Raw genomic sequence first — 17,631 nt, 5'->3', positions numbered from 1 at the left:
CCAAACAGGCCCACTACCAGCGCCGACACCGATTACATTACAAAGTGATGCTGGAGTACTAGCCGTCGCCACATACACGCCGAAGGGGAGTGTCGGAATTTTTGTGGGCAGAACGGTGAGTTGTCCTGTTAGTTTCCGGTTATCCGCTCACCGTAGTGCAGGGCGAGCGTGTTGAGTATATCCTTCCATCCGCTGATCTTTCCAGTGATATTCGGCCGGTTCTTTATCGGGTTTCTGACGACCAGGTAGAGCACCTTGAGGGCGGCCTGCTCGTTGGGGAAATGTCCCCGGCGGCGGGTCGCCTGCCGGAATCTGGCGTTCAGGCTTTCGATCGCGTTCGTGGTGTAGACGAGTTTCCGGATCGGTGCCGGGAACTCGAGGAACGGTGTGAATTGTTCCCAGCTGGAGCGCCAGACCGCGATCATGGCCGGATATTTGGGTTCCCACTCGGCGGCGAACTCTTCGAAAAGGGATTCAGCGGCCTGCTCGGTCGGTGCGGTGTAGATGGCGCGCAGTTCTTTGGTGATCTGACTCCAATACTTTCGTGAACTGTATTTGAGGCTGGCCCGCACGAGATGGACCACGCACTGCTGGACATCGGCCAACGGCCAGGTGTCATTGATCGCCTCGGGCAAGCCTTTGAGACCGTCGCAGCAGACGATCATGACGTCGGCGACCCCGCGATTCCGCAGTTCACCGAGGACACCGGCCCAATGCTTGGCCCCCTCGCCGCCGGCGCCGACCCACAGGCCCAGCACGTCCCGCTCACCGGCCAGGCTGACACCGACCGCCACATAGATCGGCCGATTCACCACCCGCCCATCCCGGATCTTGACGAAAATAGCGTCGATCAGCACGACCGGATACACGCGCTCCAACGGCCGTGACTGCCATTCATTCATCTCGCCGACCACCTTATCGGTGATCTTCGAAATCAACTCCCGCGAAACATCGACATCATAGATCTCCGACAGATGCTTCTGAATCTCCCCGGTCGTCAACCCCTTCGCATACAACGAGATAATCGACTCGTCGAACCCCTCCACCCGCCGAGCATGTTTCGGCACCATCTTGGGTTCGAATTCCGAATTCCTGTCCCGCGGCACATCAATCCGCACCGAACCCACATCGGTATGCACCGTCTTCCGCGACCGCCCGTTACGGTGATTCCCATCCCCGTGAACCGGCTGATCGCCTTTGGAATATCCGAGGTGCTCGTCCATCTCGGCGTTCAACGCCGTTTCCAATACGGTTTTCGTGATCTGGGACAGCAAACCACCCGGCCCAGCCAGCGAGACCCCGTCTTTCCGGGCCTTGTCCACCAACTCCTGGGCTATCCGCACATCCAACCCGTCCGCCGCCGACCGCTGCCCGGCCGCCGGCACCGACTCCTCCGACACGATGATCCCTTCCGCTGAGATAGGCCGCCTCAGCCTCTCCGATCACCGTCCCGCCCACAAGATCTCAGACAGTCCCCGCCGAAGTGGCTGTGCCAAAGGGCTCAATGGTCAAAAGGCGCATTGAGAGGAGTTGAGGAAACCGGTGCTGTCGGGTGCAGCCGAACGGATGGCTTCGGCGGAGTAGCGGCCTGCGGTGGTGTGCCACTCGTGGTTGCCCGCGATCCACTCGCACATCACCGCGACGTGCCTGTCGACCGCGCGGCGTTCGGTACTGGAAAGATTGAGTCGCTCGGATAGATGCGGTACACGCTGCCGCAGACTGATGAAGCGCTCAATCAGCGTATCGGCCGCGTTGCAGGCTTCGACGACGGCGTCCTCGCGGGAAAGCCTCCGGTCCCGTGCGAGGTATCGGACCAGGTTGGGGTCATCGTGGGCTTCATCCTTCTCCAGCCCATAGATCTCGTTGACCATGGCGATGTGATCGTTCGCCACCGCACGCATGGCCTTGAGAAGACTGCTGAACCATGCAGCAGGCGGCACCTCGAAGTGGCCGACACGTTCCGCCAAGTCTAGTGAGGACCACACGCCGACGGTCTGTCGACGCAAGGCGTGATATGTCTGCGTGTCGGGGTCGATGAGGACAGCGCGATCAACGGCTTCGGTGAGATTGCCCTCGAAATAGTCCGCCCAGTTGTGGATGACCCTTCGACACCATGGCACGGACATTCCCTCGCGCAAACGTCTCCATATGTCATCGAAGGCTCCGACAATTGGCGTGACGTCGCCGAGGACCGAGCCCGGAGGGCAGTACAGAAGCTCGATCAACTCCTCGCAGGACTGCACCAATTGGGTGCTGTACGTGCCCGGGGGTATCTCGAACCTGTCGTCGAAGATGAAGAACCAGGCCATCAGATCGAAAGCCAGATCCAAATCGTCACCGGTGGCCTCGGGGTAGCCGTAGGCCGCCAGTTCGGGTACTTGGGAAAACAAGTACCTGTCGATCTCCTCGTCGTTGCGCAGTAGGCCGTGCATGCGGCACCACTGCACGCTCCGGTCTCGTGCGCCGATCCGGTCCGGGTTGACATGAACAGGGAAAGGCATGATGAGTTCTACGTCTCGTGGCACTTCCAAACTCCTGTACGCGTCATTTCAGCCTCTATCGGAGAGGGCGTCGACGTAAGCCGATAACACGCATAACTTCCATGTGCCGCAAGAATATGTGAAGCGATCAGCTCGCTCTTCGTGATGCTGATCCTGCCGCGGGTAGAGATCGAGTGTGCCGATGGACCTGAGGTTACATGTATTCGGTCGGCGCATGGCCTTCATGCGCCTGATGCCGTAAGGCTCGGCCGACCGGCATGCGAGTCTGGAACCGGCTGTTCCCTGGGACGCAAACAAATTGGCTGCCTTCGCGGATCGACTGCCGAAATTCGCCTATCAGCCGATGCCCTCCTGGTTGCCGTGAATGCGCATGATTCCACTTCGCCCTCCCGCCACGCTGCTGGCCTGGCCTGGCCGATTACGACCGTGTGGGCCGAGAGCTGCCATCGCGAGCGAAACGGGGCACCGGAAGGCGGAACCTGGGCCAACAGCCATCCGCCACTACTTGTCTCCAGCACAGGCAGTTTACGATATCGACGATATGGTGATCGACCGTGAATATTGAATACCCCGCAACTCGCATGCCCTATCAGGTACGAAGGAATTGCCATCTGCGCTGCGCTGAAATTCACGCCAAAGACTGGGCGCGCCGGATGCGAATGATCGGCGACCAGTCGCCACAGAATGGCGACGTACTGTGGAGTGAATCCGAATTCGATGCCATTTCCCTTCCGTCGTTGACCGCGCACCTACATCCAGACGCCTCCGAGTCCGATCTCAACCTGATCACCGACTGGTACTCATGGATGTTCGCCTTCGACGATCATTTTATGCGAGCTTTCATGCAATCTCGCGATACCGCAGCCGCCGAAAAATTCGTCAGGAGACTTGTGCACCTGATGCCGCTGATCCCGACCGGCGAGGCCCCGAAAGAGGAGAACTCCGTTGAACGCGGCCTGGCCGATCTATGGCCGCAGATAATCCGCCCGATGTCAGCCCACTGGAGGCAGCGATTCAGGAGAATCACGATACTTTTCATGGACGGACATCGATACGAACTGGCGCATCTGGCCGAGGGAAGAGTTCCCGATCTGCTCGAGTACATTCACCTACGTCGAAATACATACTCGGGCGACACCGGAGTCTGCATGATCGAACGTACAGCCCGCGAAATTCCAGAGAATATTATACGGTCGCTACCGATGCGGATTCTCATCGATGCCTTCACCGACTGGCAAGGACTGCGCAACGATATGGTGTCGTATAACCGCGAGGTGCACGACTGCGGCGTAGTCGACAACGCGATCAGCGTGGTACAACACGCCCTTAATGCGCCGCTACACAGAGCGGTCGAAACTGTCGGGCGACTCATGAACGATCGCCTGGATCAGTTCGAAAGACTGGCCAACAGGGACCTGCCGGACCATCTCGAGTCGGAGAATACCGACCCCCGTGAACGGGAAATCACCTTGGCCACCGTGAAGAGTATGCAGGAATTCCTGGCCGGAGTTGATTGGTGGCACTCTCGAGCTCCTCGATATGAGAAGGCGATCAGAATATGAATTCCACCGCAGCCCGCGCTGCTCCGGTGTTGAATCCATCCGCTGAGCGTCGGTGCCGGTACGCTCACGGTCGTGCCGCTGTCGACGATTCCGACCGGTCGTGCGGGCCGCATGAGCGGTGGAGCACGTCGGCCGCCACATAGCTGGCATATCAGGGCAGCCGTGGAATGGAGCTGCGACAGCGGCGCTCAGCAGTGCTTTGCGTGCTGTCATACAGGCTGTTCGGGAGCGGGTGCGAAGGTTATGCCGTTGGCCGTGATGACTACGGTGCCATTGCTGACCGGTTGCCCGCCATAGGCTCGGCCATGGCAGCGCAAGGATACTCGTTGACAATGCACGCAGCCACCCATCGCGTGAGCAAGGGCCTGCACCTAACTACTGACCGCGATCGGGTGCCGCCCCGGACAGGTCGTTCGCGAATGCGGAGGGCGCGGTGGTGCGCAGCGTTGTCCTGGTTGGGCGATGCGCGGCCTGTCGCGCATTCGATCATTGATCGTCATCTGCGGGATTCAGACTCAACCGCACGGTGCGAGATTATGCGCGGAACGCATGGAGGTGATGCGTGGCGCTGCCTTCATTCGGTTGATCGGCAGCGGGAAGCTGTGATCAGCGGCGGCTGCCGGGACTTCGATCGGGCCGGATCGCCGACTCTCGATGCACACGATTTACGAGAAGGACTGTGCAGCTATGGCTTTCACCGAGGCGGTGCCTGGAGCGGCGGTCGGGACCGGCCGCGCCTGTGGTAAGGCCATTCTGATCGGTGAGCACACCGTCGTCTACGGGTTGCCGGCCGTTGCGCTTCCGGTGCCGGGGCTGTCGGCCGAAGCGGCGGTATGTGCGTCGACCTCCCCGGTTTCGTTCGACCACCCGGCCCGCTGGGGCGACACGGGCCGTGATGCCGTCGAAGCGCGGTTCGTCTGCGCGCCGGGCACAACAACCGACAGCGGCGCCGCAGCGGCAGTCGCTGCGGCATTGCGGCACTGGGAAATCGAGTCCGGCAGTGTGGGAGTGTCTGTGCGGAGCGCGATTCCACCGGCCCGGGGCCTGGGATCCAGCGCCGCGGGCGCGGTGGCGGCGGTGCGCGCGGTGGCCGACCTGTACGGCAAATCGCCCGAGGGTCGGGAGCTGTACGAGTTGGTCCAGTGCGGCGAGCGGGTGGCGCACGGACGAGCCAGCGGCATCGATGCCGCGGCAGTCACAGCGCCGGGCCCGATCCACTTCCGCGCAGGAGTCGCGCGACCGCAGGACAGCGGCTTGGACGCCGTGTTGGTCATCGCCGATTCCGGGGTGCCGGGCAGCACACGGCAGGCGGTCGACACGGTGTGGGAGTCGCTGCATCGAGACCGCGCCAACGCGCAGCGGCTGCTGGCGCGCGCCGCGGAAGTCATCGACGCCGCATCCGCAGAACTGGCCGCCGGAAGCACGGCGGCGGTGGGGCTGCGGTTGATCGAATTCCAGGCACTACTGCGAGAATTGGGCGTCAGCACCCCGGCACTCGACCGGTTGGTGGCGGCCGCTCTGCGGGCCGGAGCACACGGGGCGAAACTCACCGGCGGCGGGCTGGGCGGATGCGTGGTGGCGCTGACCGACCCCGATGCCGCCTCGACGGTCCGCTCCGCTTTGCAGGCCGCGGGGGCGTGTCGAACATGGGCGGTGCCGATGCGGGGGTGGTCACAGTGAGCATCGAAACATCCACGCGCACAGTCGAGAACGATCGCTTCCATGTCGAGAACAGTGCGGTCGCGGTGGCGTACCCGAACATGGCGCTGGTGAAGTACTGGGGCAAACGCGACGAGTCGCTCATCCTCCCGGTGACCAGCAGCCTGTCGATGACCCTCGATATCTTCCCGACCACCACGCGAGTGACGCTGCGGCAGGGTGCTGCGACGGATGTGGTGGTGCTCAACGGCCGTCGCGCACAACCAGGTACACACGCGCGAGTCGAACGGTTCCTCGACCTGGTGCGCAAGCTGGCGGGACGGACGGAGCCGGCGCGGGTGGAGACCAGCAACACGGTGCCGACCGGGGCCGGATTGGCGTCGTCGGCCAGTGGTTTCGCCGCGCTGGCCGCCGCCGCAGCTGCCGCGTACGGGTTGCGGCTCGACCAGCGGTCGTTGTCGCGGTTGGCGCGGCGGGGCTCGGGGTCGGCAGCCCGATCGATCTTCGGCGGATTCGTGATCTGGCATGCCGGAACCGGGTTCGGGGCCGCCGGTGACGAGTCCAGTTACGCAGAACCGGTTGCGGCCGAGTTGGATCCGGCGCTGGTGATCGCCGTGGCCGATGCCGAGCCGAAGCCGCTGTCGAGCCGTGCCGCGATGCGGCAATCGATCGCGAGCTCCCCGTTCTACCTGCCATGGGCCGCAGCCTCCCGCACCGATCTCGCACGCCTGCGCGCCGCGGTCGCCTCCGGAGACCTGCCGCTGGCCGGGCGCATCGCCGAGCACAATGCCCTCGGCATGCACGCCGTCCTGCTCGCGGCACAACCGTCGATCCGCTACCTCACACCACAGTCACTGCAGGTATTGGACCGAGTCGAACAGTTGCGGGCGGACGGTGTACCCGCCTACGCCACCGTCGACGCCGGTCCCAACGTCGCAGTGCTCTGCGCCCGAGCAGACGCGGCACGGGTGGTCGTGGCATTGCGGGAACTCGACAGTCTGGTGTCGATCCGCATCGCACATCCCGGCCCGGGCGTGACTGTCGAACGCGGGGCCTGCTGATGATCACTTGTCGCGCCCCGGGCAAGTTGTTCGTCGCCGGTGAGTACGCCGTCGTCGAACCCGGCCACCCCGCGATGCTCGTCGCCGTCGACCGCTACGCTACCGCCACGGTCACCGAGACCGGCGGATCCACCACCCTCGCCACGGATCTCGGTGGCGGGCGGCGCATCCGATCTGAGCGGGGCGAGGATCAGCTGCTGCCACCGGTTCCCGAAGGTGCATCCGCGGATTTCCGGTACGTCCTGGCGGCGGTCACGGTGGTGGAGCGGTTGCTGATCGAATCCGGCCGCTCACCCAGGAACTTCGAATTAGCCACTGCCACCGCCGATCTCACCGACGGCGCCGGCCGCAAGCTGGGTCTGGGATCCAGTGCCGCCGTCACGGTCGCCACGGTGGCTGCGCTCGGCCGGTTCTATCGGCTGCGGCTGACCACCGCCGACCGGTACCGGCTGGCGATGCTGGCCACCCTCGCTGTCCACCCGCGCGGCTCCGGCGGCGACGTAGCCGCTGCGACATGGGGCGGATGGCTCACCTACCGCTCCCCCGACCGCGACCACATCTCCGCACTCGCAGCCGACCACGGCATCGCCGCCGCCCTCCGCGCACAGTGGCCGGGACTGTCGATACAGACACTGCCGACACCCCAGCAGGTGCGGCTGCTGGTCGGCTGGACCGGTACGCCCGCCTCCACCCCCACTCGGATCGCGCGCATCAGCCATCGGCGCCGGACCAGCCACGACCACGCCGGTTTCCTCGCCGAGAGCGACACTTGCGTCACCCACCTCACTGCTGCCCTGGCCGCCGACAACGTCGCCGCCGTCCAGCATGAAATACGCAGAGCAGCGAAGATTCTCGAAACCCTCGACCAGGCGGCAGCGCTCGGTATCGCAACACCGCAGCTAAGGGCACTGTGCGCTGCCGCCGAACTCGCCGGAGCCGCTGCCAAGCCCTCGGGCGCCGGCGGCGGTGACTGCGGTATCGCGATCGTCGACCGCGACCGCCCCGATCAGGCCGCCGAGCTGACCCGGCGATGGATCGACGCGGATATCCGGCCTCTCGACCTCACGATTCACCCGCACGAAGGCGAACCCACATGACTGCAAGGACACCGGCCGCTACGTCGAATGCTATCGGCGACCGTAAGGACGATCATGTGCGGTACGCGGTCGACCAGCACCACCACAACGCCGCGAGCAATGATTTCGACTCCGTCGCATTCGTCCACCACGCCTTGGCAGGTATCGATCACTCGCAGATCGACCTGGCTGTCGACGTCGCCGGAAAGCTCTGGGCCACACCGCTGTACATCAACGGGATGACAGGTGGTAGTCCGCGTACCGGTGAGATCAACCGGCAACTGGCGATCGCCGCAGCCGAGACCGGGCTACCGATCGCGTCGGGCTCGATGAGCGCATTCCTGCTCAATCCCGAGGTCGCCGACACCTATCGGGTGCTGCGCACCGAGAACCCGCACGGATTCGTCATGGCCAACGTCAACGCCAACGCCACCGTCGACCAAGCCCGGCGCGCGGTGGATCTCCTGGAAGCCGACGCGCTGCAGGTCCACGTCAATGCGGTTCAGGAGATCGTCATGCCCGAGGGCGATCGCGATTTCTCACGCTGGCCGCAGCGGATCGAGGCGATCGCCGCCGGGGTCGGGGTGCCGGTGATCGTGAAGGAGGTCGGGTTCGGACTCAGCGCCGACACCGTTGTGCTGTTGCGGGATCTGGGTGTCGCGGTCGCCGATGTCGGTGGTCGTGGGGGCACCAACTTCGCGCGGATCGAGAACCACCGCAGAACCGGCAGCGACTTCTCCTTCGTCCAGGAGTGGGGTCAATCGACCGTGTGCTGCCTCCTCGCCGCCGCCGATATCCCCGGTATCGCGATCGTGGCCTCCGGTGGCATCCGCTCGCCGCTCGACACCGCCCGCGCTCTCGCGCTGGGCGCCCGCGCCACCGGGGTCGCCGGGCGCTTCCTGACCATCCTCGTCGACCACGGCACCGACGCCTTGATCACGACGATCCGAGCCTGGCTCGACCAGCTGACACTCATCATGACCGTCGTCGGAGCAGCCACTCCCCCAGCGCTCACCGGCTGCGATCTGATACTCGGCGGAAACATCGAAACCTTCTGCCGCAGTGACGGTATCGACCCTGCGACCTACGCACATCGCAGTCGATCAGCACCGGCGAACGGGTATCGGACACCGCGGCCCTCGCGAGCGAAGAACCCGTCGGTGCCGCTCGGACCCGCAACCAGAAAGTGGTGGAAGCCCGCATGATCGACCACGACAGCGCCACCATCCCTCTAGCTTGGATCGGGCCGGTCCGCCTCTCCGGCACCACGGTCACCGGCGAATTCGATGTTCCCCTCGCGACATTCGAGACACCGCTGTGGCCGTCGGTCCGACGCGGGGCCCGCATCTCGACGCTGACCGAGCACGGCGTCCTCGCCACGATCGTCGACGACCGCATGTGCCGGTCGATCCTGCTCGAAGCCGACAACGCCGCCACCGCACACACCGCTGTCGACCGGCTCCTCGACGACTTCGACGCCCTCCGCGACATCGTCGCTACCGGCAGCCGGTACGCGCGGCTGATCGACATGCATCACCAGATCGCCGGAAACCTGCTGTTCCTGCGGTTCGAGTTCACCACCGGCGACGCGGCCGGCCACAACATGACCACCCAGGCCGCCGACCAGCTCACCGCCTGGATCCTCACCCGGATCCCGGGACTGCGCTACGGATCGGTCTCCGGCAACTACTGCACCGACAAGAAAGCCAGCGCCGTCAACGGAATCCTCGGACGCGGCAAGAACGTCGTCACCGAGATCACCGTGCCCCGCGAGGTCGTCGAGCAACGGCTGCACACCACCGCCGACCGGATCGCCACACTGAACACCCGCAAGAACCTCGTCGGCACCACCCTCGCGGGCGGAACCCGTTCCGCCAACGCGCATTACGCCAATATGCTGCTCGCGTTCTATCTGGCCACCGGCCAGGACGCCGCCAACATCGTCGAAGGCTCCCAGGGCCTCACCTACGCCGAAGACCGCGACGGCGACCTCTTCTTCTCCTGCACGCTCCCGAACCTCATCGTCGGCACCGTCGGCAACGGCAAACACCACCCGCACGTCGAATCCGCCCTGGCCCGCCTCGACTGTCACCGCGAACGCCCCCCTGGCACCAATGCCCGGCGCCTGGCCGCTCTCGCCGCCGCGACCGTGCTGTGCGGCGAACTGTCCCTGCTGGCCGCGCAAACCAACCCGGGCGAGCTGATGCGCGCCCACACCCGACTCGAACGCGCCACCCGCTGAGCACCACACGGAAGCGAGAACACCGATGACCGTCACACGCAACCGGATCCGCAACCCGGGAATTCACGACCTGTCGATCGCCACCACCCACTACCAGCTCGACCACGCCACCCTCGCCCGCCACCACGGCGTCCCGGTCGACAAATACCATCACGGCCTCGGCCAGGAAGCCATGAGCGTCGCCGCCGGCGACGAGGACATCGTCACCCTCGCCGCCACCGCCGCCGCTCCCATCCTCGACCGCCACGGCACAGACCGGCTGCGCACCCTGATCGTGGCCACCGAATCCGGCGTCGACCAATCCAAGGCCGCCGGACTCTATCTGCACCCACTGCTGCAACTCCCCGCCACGACGCGCGTCGTCGAACTCAAACAGGCCTGCTACGGCGCCACCGCCGGACTACAGTTCGCGCTCGGCCTCATCGCTCGCGACCCCGCTCAACAGGTCCTGGTCATCGCTACCGATATCGCGCAGTACGACCTCGACACGCCCGCCGAAGCCACCCAGGGTGCCGCTGCCGCAGCAATTCTCGTCTCCGCCGACCCCGCCATCGCCGAACTCGGCCCTATCACCGGCGTCCACTCGACCGACGTCATGGACTTCTGGCGGCCCAACCACCGCACCACGCCCGTCGTCGACGGCAAACTGTCCATCACCGCCTACCTGCACGCCACCCAGCACGCCTACACCGACTACCGCCACCGCGGCGGCCGCGACCTGCGCGAGTTCGCCGCGTTCTGCTACCACCAGCCGTTCACCAAAATGGCTTACAAAGCCCATCGGCACCTGCTCGAAAGCCGAGGACTCACCCCCACCAGCCGCGACATCGACACCGCGATCACTGCCACCACCCACTACAACCGAGTCATCGGCAACAGCTACACCGCCTCGCTCTACCTCGCGCTCGCCTCGCTGCTCGACCACAGCGACGACCTCACCGCAAAGCCCATCGGCCTGCTCAGCTACGGATCCGGCTGCGTCGCCGAATTCTTCACCGCCACAACAGTTCTCGGCTACCGGCAGCACCTGCGTACCGGCGCCAACCGCGACGCCGTCACCGCCCGCAAGCCCATCACCTACACCCATTACCGCGAACTCCACCATCTCCCCGACCCCGAGCGCACCGTCACCGAGGAAACCTCCGGCCCGTACCGACTCACCGCCATCACCAACAACATCCGCACCTATGAAGCCGCGAGACCGGACAACGACTGCCCGGACTACGACCACACTCCGGCACGGAGCTGACTATGACCGCCGCATCGCCCGCCTCCACGAACCGACTGCCACCCGCCGCACCCCTCGGTCCCGACCTGGACCTCCACCGCGGCTACATCACCCGCAGGTTCGAGGAAACCCTCACCCAGCACATCGGTGACCCACCGCAGCCGTGCACACTGACCGACGCCGAATGGCGCGAGGTGATCGACACCTGCAATACCGCTGTCGCACCGCTCGGCAGGACGATCCCCGACCAGCGGTGGCGCGTCTACACCGGCGTCACCCTCGCAGCGCAGAGCTCCCGGCACCTGACCGACCGACAGGGCCTCAAAGCCGTTTGCGCGCTGAGCAATACGACATTCGTCTGGGAAGACATGGATTCGGCGCTGCACAATTTCGACGCATTTCTGCCTGAACTCCATGCCATCTGCGACCGCTACTACCCCGCCGCGGATTCGCCCCAGGCTTACGAAGCCGCCAGGGTTTTCATCACCAGTGATCACATGTACCGGGACTCGCCGATCATGCGCACGCTGTGCACCACATCCCTCGAACAATACTTCCGGTTCCGAGTGACCGACGTCGGAGCGGACTGCTGGATGCGATGGTCGTATCCGATCTACCGCGACCGCGAATTCACCGAGCACTGCAAATCCGGCCTCGCCGCCCGCATGGTCACCCGCGGCCTGACCGTCGTCAACGACGCGTACTCCTTCCGCCGCGAACAGTCATGGGGACAGCTCAACAACTGCTTCTACCTGTGCCCGCTCGACGGCGACGGACTCGGCGCCTTCTTCGACACCCTCCTGGACGGCATCGCCGAAGACATCGCCTGTATCAAATCCTTCGACCCCATCACCCGCGATGTCCTACTCGACCTCATCTACGGCAACTTCATCTGGACCCGGGACAGCGCGCGCTATCGGCAACCGCACAACGACGTGAACAGCCGGATCCGGTGACCGACATGGAAACGCTTGTCCAGCACCGCATCTCACACCGGACCCGCCATGAGAGGTGACCATGCGATGAGCAGACCCGACCGCGATACCGCAACGGCTGCACTGACCGCGATCGGCACCTACATTCCCCCCCGGCGGGTGTCGAACCCGGCGATCGCGGCCGGACTGGACGTCACCCAGGATTTCCTGGACGCCAAGATCGGCATCCGCAGCCGCGCGGTCAAGGAGCCCGGGCAGCGCACCAGTGACCTGTGCGTGGAAGCCGTCCACGACCTGCACCAGCACACTCCCATCGACCTCGACGCGATCGGGCTGCTGTGCGTGGTCACCCAGAACCCCGACCAGCGCATCCCCCACACCGCCGCCATCGTGCACGACAAGCTCGGCCTGCCCGCGCAGTGCATGACCTTCGACCTCTCCCAGGGCTGCGCCGGATACACCCACGGCCTCGCGGTCACCACCACCCTCGCCAACCGGTTCGGCTTCCAGCACGCCCTACTGGTCACCTGCGACCCCTACACCACCATCGTCGACCCCCACGACCGCAACACCGCCCTGCTGTTCGCCGACGCCGCCACCGCCACCTACCTCACAACCGGCGCACCCGGCTACCGCATCATCGACGCCGACTTCGGCACCGCACCCGCCACCACCTCCGTATTACGCTGCGACACAGGATATCTCGCGATGAACGGCCGCGACGTCTTCCTCAACGCCACCCGCGCCGTCCCCGCCAGCATCCAGCGCCTCCTCGACCGCAACCACCTCGACCTGCCCGACATCGACCTCATCCTCGCCCATCCCGGCTCCCTGCGAATCATCGACGTCCTCCGCAAACAACTCGGCGTCGACGAAAGCCGGCTGCCGTTCGACATCACCGACTACGGCAACACCGTCTCCTCCTCCCTGCCCCTCATGCTCGCCCCACGCCTGCACACCCACCCGCCCCGCACCGTGCTGCTCGCCGGTTTCGGCGTCGGCTTCTCCTGGGGAACCTGCCTCATCCGATACACCGAACACAACCATCCGACAGGAAGCAGCACACCATGATCACCACCCACGACATCACCGAGCTCATGACCGGACTCGACATCGACACCGCCACACTGCAACCCGACCTCCCCCTCGAAGACCAAGGCATCGACTCCATGGACATGACCACCCTGCTCGCCCGCACCGAAACCACCTACAACATCACCATCCCCACCCACATCGCCGACAGCCTCCACACCCTCGACCAACTCACCCACTACGTGAATTCGGCCAAAGCCCCGTAGTGGGCACTACCGCGGTTACGTATCGCGTGTCATGGCCGTGCGCGTCGGGTCCAGCGAGGAGCAACGGTGTCCGCCGAGATGGCAACACCCGAAATCAGCGTCACACTGCCGCCCGTATACCTGCCCGATCCCTTGTGCTGCCATCCGCAGGTCGGGCTTCTGCAGGAACGCGGACTTTCCTGGATGCAGCGCCATGGATTCCTCTCTGATCCAGAGGTCCGCACGAGGGTGACGGATAGCCGTACCGCGCACTTCTTTGCGTATCTGTGCCCGCGATCGGATGCCGAGCTGCTGCAACTTGCCGTCGACTGGGGCTACCTGATGTTCGTCTTCGACGACGTCCACTGTGATGGGACCTCGACGGGGACAACTTTGCTTTCCTGGACCTAGCGGTGCGGATCATCCGGATTCTCGAGGTCCCGACCGCCGGCGTCCTGGACTCGGAGCATCCGTTCGCAGGGGCTGTGCAGGACCTTGCCCGGCGGCTGCATCGCGCCGCCTACCCAGAGCAGGTACGCCGGCTCGCAGACGCGCACACGACGTGGCTGATGTGTGTGGGGTGGGAGATCCCGGCGACCTACCGCGACGTGCGTCGGCCGGTGAACGACTACCTGTTCACGCGGATGATGTACGCGGCCGGCGCGCCGACACTCTGTTGGCTTCAGATCGCTGAGGGCGAGCTGATACCCGAGGCGGAAATCACCTCGCCCCCGGTGAGGGCACTGACCGAGATGGCAAGCGCCGTCGCGGCACTGGACGACGATTTGTACTCATACGGAAAGGACCTGTGGTTCGCACGAAACGTGTGGCGACGCAGCCCCCGCTACAACAGCATGATCGAGGTGTTCATGTCGGAACAGGGCATCTCGCGCGACCAGGCTCTGGCGGAGTGTGTCAGACTGCGCGACCGGATAGTGGCACGCTTCCACGACCTTCGCGCCCACACCGCCGAGGCGGCCTCCGCGCCGCTGACTCGCTACCTCAACAACCTGGGATCCTCCTGCGGGGAAATTTCGAATGGGGTCTCGAAGCTGCTCGATACACCAACCCGGATGGCTCCCACCCCAACGCGGTCCTCACCACCGGCTCCGTCTCGGATGCTCCGGCGACGACGGGAAAACCCGACCTCGCTGCGATTGACTGGTGGTGGGACTGATACAACCGCACTCGACTCGTACGGAGGCCCGTGTCCAGTCCCGGATTGACCGAGGATGCCTGGCCCGAAGTGGAGCTGCCTTCCCGCTGCGCCGCAGCCCCCACGAGGATGTCACCCGTTGCCGCACCCGACAGTGGGCCGTCGGTAAAGGGATGCTGCCCGCGGGTCGTGGGCGTTGACGATCAGGAGGTCGGGGTCGCCGCACCGGGACAGTTCGGCCAGGCGGGCGTAATTGCCGCGGACCTGTTTCCGGTTGTGTGCCAGTCTATTTCGACCATGCGGTCGGCGGGGGCACCCCTGTTGTGGTCGTCGATGACGGCGTGATGGACGAAGGCGCCGCCGCTGTGGAGGACCCAGCAATGCCCCGCGTCGACGGCGACAGTCACCACTCGCTTCGTACTCCACCGCACCATCTCGACAGCACTGATCGAAGCCGCACCATAGCGCCGTGGCGGCACAGGGCATTCACTCCAGATGTCACGGGCGCATAGTCGCTATGCGTTCGGCGCTGTGCTCTATCGGTGGTACGGCAGTAATCCTGGGAGATGCTTCGGTCCGGTCAGTGGACGAACAGCGCATCGGGCGTCGGCATCGGCACCCACCGCCGCTTGCCCACCCGCTCTCACTGTGTGGTGTCGGAGGGCGAGGTCGCTGATCGTCGAGTCTGCCGCGACGAGCGGACGGTTACAGATCGGTCCGGTAACGCGGATGACGCCAGCAGCCCGGCAGTCCATACATTTCGAGAGGCCGGCATGGCGAACACAGCATTGTTCGGGGCGCAGCTGTACACCGGCAATAGAGGCCTCCCCGATCTGCTCAGCGCCGATATATCGCGGCTCAGCGAGTTGCGTCGGCAATGGCGTCCAGACCTGCCCGACCGTCTCTTCGACCCCGGATGCCAGGTCGGGAGCCTCGACGTGCCGATCGGTGGACTCGTGTGGGCGGAGAACTCCGCAGAGGCACATGCCCACCGTATTTGCCTGGGTGACACGGTTCAGCTTGCCACCGACGCACCACAGCGACTCGGGATCGGCAGCGTTCACGAGCCAGTTCTGTCGGTATTCAATCGGTCCTTCCCGGTGCCCGCCACCGACTTCTGGCGTGGCGCGGCCGAGCAACTGTACGGCTTCGCGTGGTGCATAGCCGACCAGACCCGCATATGCCCGCAGTGTGTCCACGGCGGCGCTGTCTCCTGCGTCTTCGGGGCATCATTCGACTATCACCACTTCGCCGAGCAACTGTCCGACGTGGCCGAGGACAGTTGCCGCGCCCTGGCGGCCTACATCGACCACGCACAACAGGACCACGGCCCCGGCTCGCGGGAATGCGCAGTCATGGATTCCTGGCTGACCTGCCTGCAGGCGCTCTACCTGGACGTGCTACACCCGAAAGCCGCTGGCATCACGGCAGGGAACAATGAACGACGCAGCATTCGCTACCGCATCGTAAACTCGGCAGGCCGCGCTCTCGCCCTGCTCTCCGCCCTGGAATGGCCGGACGACGGGATCAGCGATCAACTGGTCGAAGCGACCGGATTCGCGGGCATGGTGATGCACGACGCCTGCGATCGGCGCCATGACAACGCCGCGAACGAAAGCCACAACTTCTTCACGCTGCTGGCCGCCCACAATCTGGAGGACAGCGGGGCCCTCGTGCGGCGGTTCTGCGTGGACCTGTGGGCCTGGGCCATCGACCACGATCTACTATGGCCGATCTTACTGGCGGGCCGAGTGCTGATCTGGAACGTCTACGTCACGCGGTATCAGACCGCGACACTGCTGGACAATCTCGCCCCACCGAACGGCGCTACCACCGACCCATATGCCGACCCCGTGCTGAACCGAATGAATCCGGCGCCGCGCGCCGAACATCCCGGCGATTTCTCGATACGCCGCACCTGCCGGGACAGATCCAACTACGACCGGATTGTCGACACGTGCCTCGCGCACTTCGCCGGCTGTGCCGGATGCCTCGGCTACGAGCAAGCAAGCTGGCAACAGCGCACCGTACATCTGGACGCGGGATACCTCCGCAAGGCCGCCGGGGACTGCACATGTGTCAACCGGATGGCCGTCTACACCGTCCTCGCACTGCTCGAGCGTGTGTGGTGGGCTGCCGATCCCACCGCCCGCTATACCGGCCCGACCGGTGTGTGGGATCCCTATCTCGTATGAATGCGGGCTGATTGCTCGACTCGATCGCTAGCCGATCGAATGACTGCTCCAACGGGGTGAGCGTTGACATTTCTATGAAACGCGATGCCGCCTTGCTCATGGGCTTTCTCGACCGAGTTTGGTACCTGTCTGTTCGCGACGGCTTGACACAGAGAGGAGCCGTTAATTAAACAGTCCCGCGTCGGGAGCAGGGCAAGATAGGCCTGCCTCCGCCTGCCTGATCGGACACGGCTGCGGCCTCGTGCCGCTCGACGACAGGGAACCTCAGGCGTGCCCGGCGAGACACCGGTTATGCGTGTATTGCATCTGAACTATGCGCGTCGCGTGCACAGTCCTGGGCACGGTCGGGTTGATGATTTCTGTACCGACCGTAGACCCGGTCGCGCCGGATACAGAACAGGGATGTAGGCGCGATGACAGACACGCTGACCACAACCGCACACCACCGCGCGCTGCAGGCCGGTGAAGTCGGCGCCGGGCCCACTGTGACAGACGATGCTCCGCCACATCGGCTGGTGCACCCTCACCGATGCCCCGATGCGCGCCGAATGAACGAAGTGCCGGATTATCGATCGGTGTCCGGCGCGCACGTTGTGGCGGCTGCGGGGGCAGGGCCTCGGGTGCCGGGCAGGATCAACAGTCTCGATGATCTGTGGCGCGCGCTGCCGAGTGGCAGGAAAACTGTTGCCAGGATTCCGGCTAACAGCTAACCGGTTCGACGAAGGAAGGTTCCCGAGCC

Annotated in this window: 15 protein-coding genes; 13 read left to right on the top strand and 2 right to left on the bottom strand. The window is 64.8% G+C overall.

The window, feature by feature from the left end:
• Positions 1 to 128: 128 nt before the first annotated feature.
• Together ACYVLQ_RS20560 and ACYVLQ_RS20555 are read right to left on the bottom strand one after the other, a co-directional pair.
• Positions 129 to 1,400 (bottom strand): IS256 family transposase, encoded by a 1,272-nt coding sequence (locus tag ACYVLQ_RS20560; protein WP_460699130.1) that lies wholly within the window; start codon positions 1,398 to 1,400, stop codon positions 129 to 131.
• 108 nt (positions 1,401 to 1,508) lie between these two features.
• Positions 1,509 to 2,525 (bottom strand): terpene synthase family protein, encoded by a 1,017-nt coding sequence (locus tag ACYVLQ_RS20555; protein WP_460699129.1) that lies wholly within the window; start codon positions 2,523 to 2,525, stop codon positions 1,509 to 1,511.
• A 530-nt stretch (positions 2,526 to 3,055) separates the two neighbouring features.
• Between ACYVLQ_RS20555 and ACYVLQ_RS20550 the strand changes: the two genes are divergently transcribed.
• From ACYVLQ_RS20550 to ACYVLQ_RS20490, 13 genes are all read left to right on the top strand, one after another.
• Positions 3,056 to 4,063 (top strand): terpene synthase family protein, encoded by a 1,008-nt coding sequence (locus ACYVLQ_RS20550; RefSeq protein WP_460699128.1) that lies wholly within the window; start codon positions 3,056 to 3,058, stop codon positions 4,061 to 4,063.
• Positions 4,064 to 4,750: 687 nt separating this feature from the next.
• On the top strand, positions 4,751 to 5,743 hold the full coding sequence (gene mvk / locus ACYVLQ_RS20545) for a mevalonate kinase (RefSeq protein WP_460699127.1): 993 nt from the start codon (positions 4,751 to 4,753) through the stop codon (positions 5,741 to 5,743).
• Positions 5,744 to 5,745: 2 nt separating this feature from the next.
• Entirely contained in the window at positions 5,746 to 6,783 is a 1,038-nt protein-coding gene (mvaD, locus tag ACYVLQ_RS20540) for a diphosphomevalonate decarboxylase (RefSeq protein ID WP_460699136.1), read from the top strand.
• Positions 6,783 to 7,880: a phosphomevalonate kinase gene (locus tag ACYVLQ_RS20535; protein WP_460699126.1), complete on the top strand. Its 1,098-nt coding sequence runs from the start codon at positions 6,783 to 6,785 to the stop codon at positions 7,878 to 7,880. Before mvaD ends, ACYVLQ_RS20535 begins: the two co-directional genes overlap by 1 nt.
• Complete coding sequence (gene fni / locus ACYVLQ_RS20530; protein WP_460699125.1) at positions 7,877 to 9,064, top strand: type 2 isopentenyl-diphosphate Delta-isomerase; 1,188 nt, start codon at positions 7,877 to 7,879, stop codon at positions 9,062 to 9,064. The genes ACYVLQ_RS20535 and fni overlap by 4 nt, the downstream gene beginning before the upstream one ends.
• Positions 9,061 to 10,101, top strand: a complete 1,041-nt coding sequence (locus tag ACYVLQ_RS20525; protein WP_460699124.1) for a hydroxymethylglutaryl-CoA reductase — start codon at positions 9,061 to 9,063, stop codon at positions 10,099 to 10,101. Before fni ends, ACYVLQ_RS20525 begins: the two co-directional genes overlap by 4 nt.
• 25 nt (positions 10,102 to 10,126) lie before the next feature.
• Positions 10,127 to 11,350 carry a hydroxymethylglutaryl-CoA synthase gene (locus ACYVLQ_RS20520; protein WP_460699123.1) on the top strand — a complete coding sequence of 408 codons (1,224 nt, stop codon included), beginning with the start codon at positions 10,127 to 10,129 and terminating at the stop codon, positions 11,348 to 11,350.
• Positions 11,351 to 11,352: 2 nt separating this feature from the next.
• Complete coding sequence (locus ACYVLQ_RS20515) at positions 11,353 to 12,285, top strand: hypothetical protein (protein ID WP_460699122.1); 933 nt, start codon at positions 11,353 to 11,355, stop codon at positions 12,283 to 12,285.
• 66 nt (positions 12,286 to 12,351) lie between these two features.
• Positions 12,352 to 13,335, top strand: coding sequence for a ketoacyl-ACP synthase III (locus tag ACYVLQ_RS20510; protein ID WP_460699121.1), 984 nt, complete (start codon positions 12,352 to 12,354; stop codon positions 13,333 to 13,335).
• Positions 13,332 to 13,562 (top strand): acyl carrier protein, encoded by a 231-nt coding sequence (locus ACYVLQ_RS20505; protein ID WP_460699120.1) that lies wholly within the window; start codon positions 13,332 to 13,334, stop codon positions 13,560 to 13,562. The genes ACYVLQ_RS20510 and ACYVLQ_RS20505 overlap by 4 nt, the downstream gene beginning before the upstream one ends.
• Positions 13,563 to 13,628: 66 nt before the next feature.
• Positions 13,629 to 13,952: a hypothetical protein gene (locus ACYVLQ_RS20500; RefSeq protein WP_460699119.1), complete on the top strand. Its 324-nt coding sequence runs from the start codon at positions 13,629 to 13,631 to the stop codon at positions 13,950 to 13,952.
• A gap of 2 nt (positions 13,953 to 13,954) precedes the next feature.
• On the top strand, positions 13,955 to 14,767 hold the full coding sequence (locus ACYVLQ_RS20495; RefSeq protein ID WP_460699118.1) for a terpene synthase family protein: 813 nt from the start codon (positions 13,955 to 13,957) through the stop codon (positions 14,765 to 14,767).
• A gap of 703 nt (positions 14,768 to 15,470) precedes the next feature.
• Positions 15,471 to 16,892 (top strand): hypothetical protein, encoded by a 1,422-nt coding sequence (locus ACYVLQ_RS20490; protein WP_460699117.1) that lies wholly within the window; start codon positions 15,471 to 15,473, stop codon positions 16,890 to 16,892.
• Positions 16,893 to 17,631 lie beyond the last annotated feature (739 nt).

Source organism: Nocardia thraciensis, from assembly GCF_054782435.1.
The sequence above is the reverse complement of the archived record's forward strand: the minus strand, read 5'-3'. Positions and strand labels throughout refer to the sequence as shown.

Excerpts from the sequence above, each read along its gene's own strand:
- ACYVLQ_RS20515 (WP_460699122.1), top strand. The coding sequence starts at position 11,353 with ATGACCGCCGCATCGCCCGCCTCCACGAACCGACTGCCACCCGCCGCA.
- ACYVLQ_RS20505 (WP_460699120.1), top strand. The coding sequence starts at position 13,332 with ATGATCACCACCCACGACATCACCGAGCTCATGACCGGACTCGACATC.
- ACYVLQ_RS20510 (WP_460699121.1), top strand. The coding sequence starts at position 12,352 with ATGAGCAGACCCGACCGCGATACCGCAACGGCTGCACTGACCGCGATC.
- ACYVLQ_RS20525 (WP_460699124.1), top strand. The coding sequence starts at position 9,061 with ATGATCGACCACGACAGCGCCACCATCCCTCTAGCTTGGATCGGGCCG.
- mvk (WP_460699127.1), top strand. The coding sequence starts at position 4,751 with ATGGCTTTCACCGAGGCGGTGCCTGGAGCGGCGGTCGGGACCGGCCGC.
- ACYVLQ_RS20520 (WP_460699123.1), top strand. The coding sequence starts at position 10,127 with ATGACCGTCACACGCAACCGGATCCGCAACCCGGGAATTCACGACCTG.
- ACYVLQ_RS20535 (WP_460699126.1), top strand. The coding sequence starts at position 6,783 with ATGATCACTTGTCGCGCCCCGGGCAAGTTGTTCGTCGCCGGTGAGTAC.
- ACYVLQ_RS20490 (WP_460699117.1), top strand. The coding sequence starts at position 15,471 with ATGGCGAACACAGCATTGTTCGGGGCGCAGCTGTACACCGGCAATAGA.
- fni (WP_460699125.1), top strand. The coding sequence starts at position 7,877 with ATGACTGCAAGGACACCGGCCGCTACGTCGAATGCTATCGGCGACCGT.